7 protein-coding genes are annotated in these 10,233 nt (G+C 69.7%); 1 reads left to right on the plus strand and 6 read right to left on the minus strand.

The window, feature by feature from the left end:
* Positions 1–37: 37 nt before the first annotated feature.
* From ACZ6WN_RS06795 to ACZ6WN_RS06810, 4 genes are all read right to left on the minus strand, one after another.
* Positions 38–1,144, minus strand: a complete 1,107-nt coding sequence (locus ACZ6WN_RS06795) for a Gfo/Idh/MocA family protein (RefSeq protein WP_465863570.1) — start codon at positions 1,142–1,144, stop codon at positions 38–40.
* Positions 1,144–2,091, minus strand: a complete 948-nt coding sequence (locus tag ACZ6WN_RS06800) for a carbohydrate ABC transporter permease (protein WP_465863571.1) — start codon at positions 2,089–2,091, stop codon at positions 1,144–1,146. Before ACZ6WN_RS06800 ends, ACZ6WN_RS06795 begins: the two co-directional genes overlap by 1 nt.
* Positions 2,088–3,059, minus strand: a complete 972-nt coding sequence (locus ACZ6WN_RS06805; protein WP_465863572.1) for a carbohydrate ABC transporter permease — start codon at positions 3,057–3,059, stop codon at positions 2,088–2,090. The genes ACZ6WN_RS06800 and ACZ6WN_RS06805 overlap by 4 nt, the downstream gene beginning before the upstream one ends.
* A 105-nt stretch (positions 3,060–3,164) precedes the next feature.
* Positions 3,165–4,499: an ABC transporter substrate-binding protein gene (locus ACZ6WN_RS06810; RefSeq protein ID WP_465863574.1), complete on the minus strand. Its 1,335-nt coding sequence runs from the start codon at positions 4,497–4,499 to the stop codon at positions 3,165–3,167.
* 246 nt (positions 4,500–4,745) lie between these two features.
* Here ACZ6WN_RS06810 and ACZ6WN_RS06815 point away from each other — a divergent pair, with 246 nt between their 5' ends.
* The gene (locus ACZ6WN_RS06815; RefSeq protein ID WP_465863575.1) at positions 4,746–7,511 is read left to right on the plus strand and encodes a glycosyl hydrolase family 95 catalytic domain-containing protein; all 2,766 of its coding nucleotides are present in this window, start codon (positions 4,746–4,748) and stop codon (positions 7,509–7,511) included.
* Between the two features lie 42 nt (positions 7,512–7,553).
* Here ACZ6WN_RS06815 and ACZ6WN_RS06820 read toward each other — a convergent pair whose 3' ends face one another.
* On the minus strand, positions 7,554–8,573 hold the full coding sequence (locus ACZ6WN_RS06820; RefSeq protein WP_465863576.1) for a LacI family DNA-binding transcriptional regulator: 1,020 nt from the start codon (positions 8,571–8,573) through the stop codon (positions 7,554–7,556).
* A gap of 76 nt (positions 8,574–8,649) precedes the next feature.
* Positions 8,650–9,855: a CaiB/BaiF CoA transferase family protein gene (locus tag ACZ6WN_RS06825; protein ID WP_465863578.1), complete on the minus strand. Its 1,206-nt coding sequence runs from the start codon at positions 9,853–9,855 to the stop codon at positions 8,650–8,652.
* Between the last annotated feature and the right edge of the window lie 378 nt (positions 9,856–10,233).

Raw genomic sequence — 10,233 nt, forward strand, 5'->3', positions numbered from 1 at the left:
TTCCTTTCGGCGGGGCGGATCGAGGCGGGACACGTGACTACCGGTCATACGGAGGTGCCTCTCCCCCGCGGGCTGCGTCCGTGTACGCCGCCTCGACGACCGCCATGGTGCGGAAGACGTCCTCGACATCGGTGGGCAGCGACGGGATCGACCCCTCGAGAAAGCGCTGGACCACGGCCATCGAGCCGATGAAGGCGTCGGGGAACCAGGACCCCTCGAACGGCACCGGTCGCCAGCCGTCGTCGAGCCGATCGTCGGTGACCACCTCGAGCGAGTCCTCGCCGCCGCGCGGGTAGTCCAGCAGCAGGCCGAGCTGTGCCCGGATGGCGCCGCGAGTGCCCTCCCACTTGACGAAGGACTCTTCGTGCCGGGGTCCGTAGTGGTGGTCGTGGTTGGTGGAGACGACGACCCTGATCGGCCGGTCTCCGTAGCTCAGCGCGATGTCGGAGCGGCTGTTGGCGTGAGACTTCTCCGGGTGGCGCACCGTGACGGCGTGGACGCCGGTCGGGTCCCCCAGGAAGGAGCGCACCAGATCCAGGTAGTGGACGCTGTGCATGTTGATCTCGAGCCGGTCCAGCTCGAGCACGTAGGGAAACATCTCCCACGGCGTCCGCACCGAAACCCGGACCTCCAGGTCGTAGAGCTCCCCGATCGTGCCGGCGGCGATGAGCTCGCGGGCAGCGGCGACGTACGGCGCGAACCGGAGCTGGGTGTTGACCGCCGCCACCAGCCCCTTGCGCCGGCACACCTCACGGGTGCGGACTCCCTCGGCCAGGTGGTTGCCCAGGGGCTTCTGCAGCAGGACCGCTGCTCCGTCCGGCAGCTGCTCGAGCACCTCGATGTGTGCTTCCGGCGGGAGGGCGACGTCGTAGACCGCGTCGACCGGAGCCGACCGGACCGCGTCCGCGACGTCCGCGCTCACCGTGCGGATGCCGTACCGCTCGGCGAGGTCGTGCGCCCGCTCGGGAACGAGGTCGGTGATGCCGGCGACCTCGAACCCCGCCTTCTCGTACGCCGGCAGATGAGCGTCCCGGACGATCCCGCCGGCACCCACGAGCACGATCGGGCGCGGCGTCTTCGGCATCTGGAGCGCATAGCCGGGGTGTGGGTCGAACTCGGGTCGCGACGGCTCGGCGATGACCATCAGCCCTTCACCGCCCCCATCGTCTCGCCACGCATCAGGAACTTCTGTGCGCCCAGGAAGACGATCAGCAACGGCAGCATCGAGATGAAGGTCGCCAGCGCCAGCTGCGGCATGTAGAGCTTCACGTCCAGGCCCGCGGCGACAGTCGGGTTGAACAGGGGGCTGGCGCCGATCAGCTGCTGCAGCCCGACCGGGAGGGTCTGGTTGTTCTGGTTGGAGGAGAGCAGCGCCAGCGGCAGGAAGAAGTTGATCCAGTTGGCGACGAAGGCGAAGAAACCGACCAGGACCGCGGCCTGGCGGGAGATCGGGAGCGCGACCCGCCAGAAGATCGCCACCTCGCCGAGACCATCGATCCGGGCCGCCTCCACGAGCTCCTGGGGCATGGTGGTCATGAAGTGGATGTAGGCCAGATAGACCCCGAACGGGAAGAAGCCCATGATCAGCCCCACCGGCCAGAGCTCACCGACCGCGCCGATGGCATTCACCTCGAGGAAGATCGGGATGACCAGCACGGTGTTGGGCATCACCATCGTGATCAGGGTGATCAGCAGGACGGCCCGGCGGGCGCGGAACCGGAGCCGGGCCAGCGCGTATCCCGCCGGCAGCGCGGCGACGACCGCCAGCAGGGCGCCCCCGCCGGCCACGGCGAGCGTGTTCATCAGCCAGCGGGTGTAGAGCCCACCGCCGGGTCCGAACCCGTTGACCTGCGACCAGCTGTACTGCGCGTTGTCCCACGACATGTCGCCGAAGCCGAACGGCCCGCCTGCCCCGGATGCGACACCCTCGTTGGACCGGAACGCCATCGCGATGAAGCCGGTGATCGGCAGGATGAACAGGCACGCGACGAACAGCATCGTGACGACGCGCGCGGTCTTGCCTACGCTCCAGTCGAACATGCCTCGCTTCGCCGCGGGCGCGCGGCGCGCGGCCGTGGTGGTCTGGCTCATCGGTGCTCCTCCTCGCCGAACAGGCCGGTCCGGAAGACGACCAGCAGGCCGATCCCCAGCGTGATCACGAGCAGGATCAGCGACATCGCGGCGGCTGCGGGGAAGTTGTAGTTGCTGAAAGCGAAGGCATAGCCCAGCTGGGTGGGCGTCCACTGATCCTCGAGTGCGTTGCTGGCGACCTGGTCGAGCAGCTGTGGCTCGAGGAAGAGCTGGAACCCGTAGGCGAGGTTCATCAGCACCGCGTAGCCGATCCACGGCCGGATGATCGGCAGCTTCACGTGCCAGGCCAGCCGCCATTCGTTGGCACCGTCCAGCCGCGCTGCCTCGAGGGTCTCCTCCGAGATCCCGTTGAGGCCGCCGTTGACCACGATGACCCATTGACCGACGCCCTGGAAGAACATCATCGCGGCCAGGATGAACGGCAGGTTCCCGGGCCCGGCGACCGCCTGCTTGATGGTGTCGACACCCAGCGCCTGCCAGAACCCCTCGATCGGGGACTGGCTCGGGTTGAGCAGGTAGACCCAGAGCACCAGGTTGGCGACGCCCGCCAGAGCCCCGGGGATGTAGTAGATGAACCGCATCGAGGACCCGAACCATCCGGGGCTGGCATGGACCAGCAGAGCCAGCCCGACGATGCCGATGGTCATGATCGGAAGCCAGACCACCAGGGTCGCGAAGATGTTGACGAACGTGTCGACGAACCGGTAGTCGGTGACGACGGTCCTGAAGCTGTCCACGCCACCGAAACCCCCGGTGGGGTCCAGCGGCGTCGGCGCCTTCTCCAGCGATGTCTTGATCGCGTACGCCACCGGGATGATGCCCGCGATCATCAGCAGGACGAGGTACGGCGCCATCAGCACCCAGGCGCCACGCGTCTCGCTGGGCCGCGCCACGCGTCGTCGGGGACGACGCCGCGCGCCCGGTTCGGGCGGCGAGGTGGCGATGTCCTCCATCAAGGCGGTCGACATGTTGCTCCTCCGATGTGTCCGGGCCACCGTGAGGACCCGATGTGACTGGGATGGCGTCCCTTCGGCCCGGACGATCCGGGCCGAAGGGACTCGTGCGCGGCCCGGCTATTCGACCGTGTAGCCCATCGCCTTCGCCTGGCTGACCAGCTCGTCGCCGAAGGACGTCCAGGCCTCGTTGACGTCGCCTCCCGAGGCAAGAGCGGCGGCCATGGTCTCGGTCCACACCGCTCCGGTGTTGTAGAGCATGTAGGCATGGCCGTCGACGACGTGGTCGTTGGCCTTCTTCATCGCCTCGAACGTGGCCTCGTTGTCAGCGAAGTAGTTCGCCTTGGCCTGCTTCTCCGCCCACGCGTCCTGAACGGGTCCGTACGCCGGCAGACCGGTGGAGAGCTCGACCTGCCACCTCGGGTCGGTGGCGACGAACTCGGCGAAGGTCAGCGTGTTCTCGAGCTGCTTGCCCGTGATGTGGTTCGAGACGCCCCACAGGCCTCCGCCCTCGTTGCCGGTGGAGGGCTCGCTCTCACCGTCCCACGCCAGCGGTTCCACGGCGGTCATCTGACCGGCCGGGATCTTCCAGGTCTGGTTGAAGAGGTAGTCGCCCCACCACGCGGCACCGGGGCTCATGACGAGGTCCTTGCCGACCTTGGCCGCGTCCGGGTCGAAGATGCCGACGGTCGAGAGAGCCTTGCCACCCAGCATCGTGTCGATCAGGTCCACCGCTCGGGTGCACTTGGCGTCCGAGGTGTCGATGTGGACCACGGTCTCGGACTGCCGGTCGTTGGTCGGGCAGCCCGACCCCCACAGATAGCGGTCGGGGGCGTACGCATCGCCGGTGAAGCCGCTGATCTTGCCCGGGTGCTCCTTGGCGATCTTGACGGCGAGGTCGCCGTACTCCTCCCAGGTCGTCGGCACCTTGTAGCCGTTGGCGTCGAAGAAGGCCTTGTTGTACCAGAACACGTCGGGGGCCGCGTCGTTGCGCAGGCACCGGACCTGGCCGTCGATCTCGCAGGCGGCGTTGATCGAGCCCTCGTAGCCCTCGAGCACGTCGGGCAGCTGGTCGCTCAGGTCGAGCGTGTAGTCGATCTGCGCACCGGAGGCCCAGGCGATGTCGTCGTTCGAGGGGAAGAAGATGGCGTCCGGCCAGCCCTTCCCGGCCTCGTTGAACTGGGCGAACTGCTGCTGGAGGGACTTGCCTCCGACGGTGCCGTCGATCTGGTTGATCTTGATGTCGATGTCGGGGTAGGCCTTCTTGAAGGCATTCGCCGCGGGCACGCGCGGCGGGTCGACCCAGACGGTGATCGCGCCTCCGGAGTCCGTCTTCTCCCCCGCGGCATCACTCCCTCCGCCGGAGCCGCACGCACCCAGCAACGAGGCGGTCAGCAGGGTCACGGCGGCCACCAAGGCCGCCCGGTGACGTGAACCGAGTGGATTTCGCTTCATGGACATGGCTCCTTCGACGATGTGTCCCGAGCGGGGTGCGGTGTGACGCAGACCACTGCTCAAACGTTAGAGCAGATTACCGGGAGTGGTCAATCGTTTGAGTGGATCTTCCTTCCAGCCCTTGACGATCCATGGCCGACGACGTCAAAGTGATCGGCGTCACTCAAACGATTGAGCAAGTCAAACGATTGATCTCACTGCGAGCCGACACCCACCCGACGGCGAGCCGGCTCGGGAAGAAGGACCATGCGCACCACTCGTTCCCTGGTCATCTTGACGACACTGCTGACGATGCTGGCGACCCTGTTCGCCACCTCCCCCGCGACTGCGACCGACGGGACGCCCGCGGCGTCGCGGACCACCTCGGCCTGGCTCCGCGATGCCCTCCGGGTCGACACCGCCCACCTGCTCTCGCGCTCCGACCTCGTCCTCGCCACGGCACCATGGCGTGCCGACCAGGCCGTGCCGCTCGCCAACGGCGAGCTCGGCGCCGGTGTCTGGGCAGCCGACGGCTGGACCGCCCAGCTGAACCGTGGCGACACCTTTCCGGAGCTGAAGTCGGCCGGCCAGCTGGTGCTGCCGGGTCTCTACGGCCTCTCCTCCGCGAAGGACTACCGCGGTCGCCTCTCGTTGCACGACGCGACGCTCACGCAACGCGGCAACGGCATGACGGTGCGCAGCTACGTGCGCGCCGACGCCGACCAGCTCATCGTCGAGGTGGAAGGCGCCGACCCCGACAAGCAGCAGACCGCCGAGCTCGGCCTGTGGGAGGGACGTACGCCGACCGTATGGGCCCACGGTGACACGGCTGCCGTCGCGGAGACCTTCACCGACGAGTCGAACGCCCGCTCGACCGGGCAGGTGGCCGCGCTGACCGCCCAGGCACGCGATGTGCGGGCCGAGGTCGTCGACGAGCTCGGCGTACGACTGAGGTTCCGTCCGGGTGCTGACGGGAGGTTCCGCATCGTGCTCGGCGTCCCGTCCTGGGCCGGCGAGGACGTGGCTCGCGCGGCAGCGACCGCCACCCGGCTTCCGTCGCAGCCTCAGCGGAACCACCTGGACGAGTGGCACCGCTACTGGGAGGGCGCGGCGCCCATGCGCCTGGACAGCCCCGACGGGTCGGCCCGCTACTTCGAGGCGCTCCGGGCGATGCAGCTCTACGTCGCCAAGGCCTCCAGCGGCGGCGCGGTGCCGGCCAGCCACGGCGGCGTGACCAGCCTGTGGTCCTCGTTCCGCGACGACATCCACTGGGCGTCGGACGCGTGGTGGCACTTCAACCTGCGACAGCCCGTGTGGGCGAATCTGGGCGCCGACACCGCCGACCAGAACGCCCCGTACTTCGACCTCTACCTCGACCGGATCGAGGAGATGAAGGCGTGGACGCAGGAGAACTGGCCGGAGGCCGAGGGGATCTGTGTCCCCGAGTTCCTGGTGTACGACGGCACCGCCGAAGCATGCGTGAGCGCGATGGAGCCGTCATGGCTCAACCGCATCCTCTCGACCGGAGCCGAGCTGGTCGAGAACGTACGTCTCCAGTCCGACTACACCGGCGACCGCGAGATCCTGCGCCGCGCCTATCCGCTGCTCGAGGGCGTCGCCGAGTTCTACCTCTCGGTCCTGGAGGAGGGCGACGACGGACGGCTGCACCTCCACCACGTCAACGCGCTGGAGACGCAGTGGGACACGACCGACCCGACGCCCGACGTGGCCGGCATGCGCACGATCTTCCCGTTCCTGGCCGAGGTCACCGAGGAGCACGGAAACCGGCGCCTCTCCGCGCAGCTCGAGGCGGCGATCCCCCGGCTGCCCGAGCTGCCGACGACGGTCCGCGACGGCAAGGAGGTGATCGCCTGGTCCGCGACCGACGAGGAGGATCACAACACCCAGAACCCCGACCTCGAGGCGATCTGGCCGTGGCGGGCGGTCGGCGCGGAGGACCAGATCGCTCACGACACCTTCACGACGCGGGTGTTCGACCAGACCCGGGAGTGGGCCTCGGACGCGCAGCAGGCCGCGTGGCTGCACCGCGCCGACGACATGGTCGACCTGCTCGAGCAGGGCACGAGCGACTTCCAGGTGTTCGACAACGGCTTCGCCGCACACAGCAAGAACCACGACCCGCTCAAGGGCGGCGGCTTCTACGACACGTGGAACGCGGTCGTCGCCTCCACGGTCCAGGACGCCCTGGTGCAGGACGACCACGGCACGGTGCGGATCGCGCCCTCGATCCCGGAGGACTGGAGCGTGACCGGCGCCGTCCAGATCCCGGGTGGACACCGGGTCGACGTCGAGGTCCGCGACGGTGAACCCACGCTCGTCGGCATCGAAGCCGGCAGTCGGGACCGCCTCGCGGTGGCGAACCCGTGGCCCGGACGGCGGGTCGAGGTGCGGGACGCCCGCGGCCGGCTCGTCGAGCACGGCTCGGGAGGCGTCCTTCGGTTCGCCACCACCGAGGGGGCGTCCTACCGGATCGCGCCGGCGGGGGCGAGCTACCGCTTCGTCCCGCTCGGCGGCTCTGCCGCGCAGTCCCCGCTGGTGCTCGGCTCCAGGACGTACGGCGTCGCGACGAGCACGCCCCAGGTGGTCAGCGACACGGTGCGGGTGGCTGCTCCGAGCAAGCTGCGTGCCCTGTTGCGCGCGGAGGAGGGCGCGCCGATCTACGTGGACCGCGCGTACGTCATCAGCGACCTGCCCGAGGAGCTCGCCGGGACGGTCCTGGTGAGGGGCGCCAACGACGACTCCAAGGTGGTCGCCGACGACTACCTCACCCTCGACGTCACTGAACCCACCACGGTGTGGGTCGCGTTCGACGATCGTGGTGAGAACCTCTGGTGGCCGCGCTGGCTCACCGACGGGGGCTGGACCCGCACGACGGCGACGGTGGGCACCACCGACCGACCGCTGGTGCTCTTCCGGAAGGAGGTGCCGGCCGGCACGCTCACGCTCGGCGGCAACTCCGGTGTCTCGGGGCAGGGCGGATCCAGCTACGTCACGTTCGTACGCGAACCCTGAGCCGCTGCTGCCGGGCCGCTCGAGAGCTCGTCTCCCGAGTTCTCAATCGGCCCGGCGCGGTGGCGCCGTGGACTCCCGCACGACGAGTTCCGGGGCGGGGTCGGTGATCATCTCGTCGGCCATCTCCCCGGTCTCGATGCGGCGGACCACGCTGCGCACCGCCGCGCGTCCCATGTCGTAGAACTGCATCCTGACCGCGGTCAGGGGCGGCCAGGTGTTCTCAGCGGTCCAGGAGTCGTGCACCGTGGCCACGGACAGGTCCTCGGGGACACGGATCCCGTCGGCTCGGGCGGCAGCGAGAAGACCGATGGCGGCGTTGACGTTGGCGACCACGATCCCGGTGGGCCGCGGCTCCCTCTCCATCAGACGCCTCAGGGCCGCGCGGCCGTTGTCGGCGGTGTAGCCGATCCGGGTCTCGTACCCCTGACGAACCGGTAGCCCTGCCTCGAGGAGCGCCTCCTTGTAGCCCACTCGCCGCCGCTTCGCCGTGAACGAGCGTGGGAGCCCGTTGGCGAAGGCGATCCTCTCGTGGCCGAGCTCGATCAGGTGCTGGGTCGCGATCCGGGCACCGGTGCGGTCGTCGAGCGCGACCGAGCCGACGTGTCCCGGGTAGGTGGAGTTGATCAGCACGATCGGCGCGCCCGAGGCCAGCAGCTCCCCCATCCCCGCCGGCGCGACACCGTCGCCCACCTGGATGACCATGCCGTCGACGCGTCCCTCGCCGATGAGCCGGGCGATCATCTCGCCGCCAGGGCGTACGTCGTCGGCGCGGCCGAGGAGCAGGGTGTAGCCCCTCGCGGCGGCCTCGTCCTCGGCGCCGTGCATGAGCTCGGTGAACAGGGCGTTGGTCAGGTCGGGCACCACCAGGCCGACCACCTGGGTGCGCGCCGACTTCAGCGCACGACCGGCGAAGTTGGGCCGGTACTGAAGGTCCCTGGCCGCCTGCACGATGCGTTCGCGGGTCGCCTCGCTCACCCGGGCCGACGGCGCGTCGCTGAGCACCCGCGAGACCGCGGAGATCGAGACACCGGCAAGGGCTGCGACATCGCCGAGGGTGGCCATGGGCCGCAGCCTAGCTCTGCCCGGCAGCGGTGGCTTGGGACCTGACTGATCCGGCGTGGCAGGAGCCGGTCGGCCGTCATCGGCCATGCGGGTCACCCCCGAGCGGATCGGCTCCCTCGCGCAGGATGCCGTGCTCGCCGAGCCGGGGTGCGCCTCGACGATGGCGGAGGATCTCGCCGTCGACGCGGATCGGGCTCCGGGTGGTCGTCAGGGTCACGGCGGTGCCACCCGGCTCCGGGGCCGAACGCTCGACCTGCTGGGTCATCTCGAGCGCGGCGAACTCCGGCGAGGCGAGCAGCTCCTCGAGGGTGAGCACCGGCGCGAGCCATCCGCTCGACCCGTTCTGGGCGTCAAGCGCGTCCAGCCAGGCGGCCGTCGTGTCGCGTCCCAGCGCGGCGACGACCAGGTCGCTCACCTGGTTCGGGGGCTCCTCCTCCTCGCCCGCTGTGGCCGCGAGCCGGGCCAGCTCGGCGTCGCCCAGCGTGGTCGCGAGCTCGTCGAGCGGCACCCCGGACAGCGCGACGTAGCCGTCCTTGGTGGCGAAGACCCCGGCGGCGGTCCAGGCAGACGTCGGCCGAGGCGAGCGGGCCAGGTCCTCGCCCCCGCTTTCGTGCTCGCCCTCGCCCTCGCGTCGAGTCAGCAGCGTCGCCTGCAGGTCCAGCATGCCCTCGAGCAGGCTCGTCTCCACGAGCCCGCCCCGCCCGGTTCTGGCCCGCCGTACGAGCAGTGCGGTCACGCCTTCGGCGAGGTGGCAGCTCATCAGATGGTCCGCCAGGGAGAGGCCGATCGTCATCGGCCGGTCCGCGCCGGCGAGCCACGTCGCCCCTGACACCGCCTGGGCCAGGAGGTCCTGGCCGGGTCGGCTCGCCCAGGGGCCGGTGTCGCCGTAGCCCGAGGCGCTCGCATAGACCAGCGCCGGGTTGAGCTCGCTCACGCTCTCGTAGTCGAGGCCGATGCGTTCCATGACCCCGGGCCGAAAGTTCTCGATGAGGACGTCGGCCCTGGCGACGAGATCCTTCACCCGGGCCAGGTCCGCCGGATCCTTGAGGTCGGCGACCACCGCCTCCTTGTTGCGGTTCATGGCATGGAAAGAGAGCGTGTCCCCCGCCGCCGAGCGCCCCGCGAATGCGAGCGTACGCCCGATCTCGCCGGTCCGCGGCCGCTCCACCTTGATCACCCGCGCGCCCAGATCCGCCAGTCTCAACGCTGCGACGGGGCCCGCCAAGAACTGGCTGAAGTCCAGGACCACGGTCCCTGCGAGAGGCAGTTCCTCCGGTTGCATCGCCACTCCCCCTCGCGCGATCAATCGTTTGCGCAAAGCCTACGTCTCAGCGGCCGTGGAGAGCAAGCACCGCCGAGGCGTCGGGTAGGTCGGCCGAGGCGTCACGTGCGTCGGGCGAGGCGTCACGTGCGTCGGGCGAGGCGTCACGTGCGTCGGGCGAGGCGTCACGTGCGTCGGGCGAGGCGTCACGCAGGTCGGGCGACCTGGCACGGCGCTGCCGTCTCGGCCGACGCGGCTGACGTCTCGGATGAGGCGGCGAGGAACCGGCGTCGAGACGTCACGTACGTCGGCCGAGGCGTCACGTAGGACGGCCGACCTGACACGGCGCTGCCGGCTCGGGCGACGCAGGTGACCTCTCGGCCGACGCAGCTGACTCCT

The sequence above is a fragment of the Nocardioides sp. NPDC054178 genome (genome assembly GCF_055585005.1).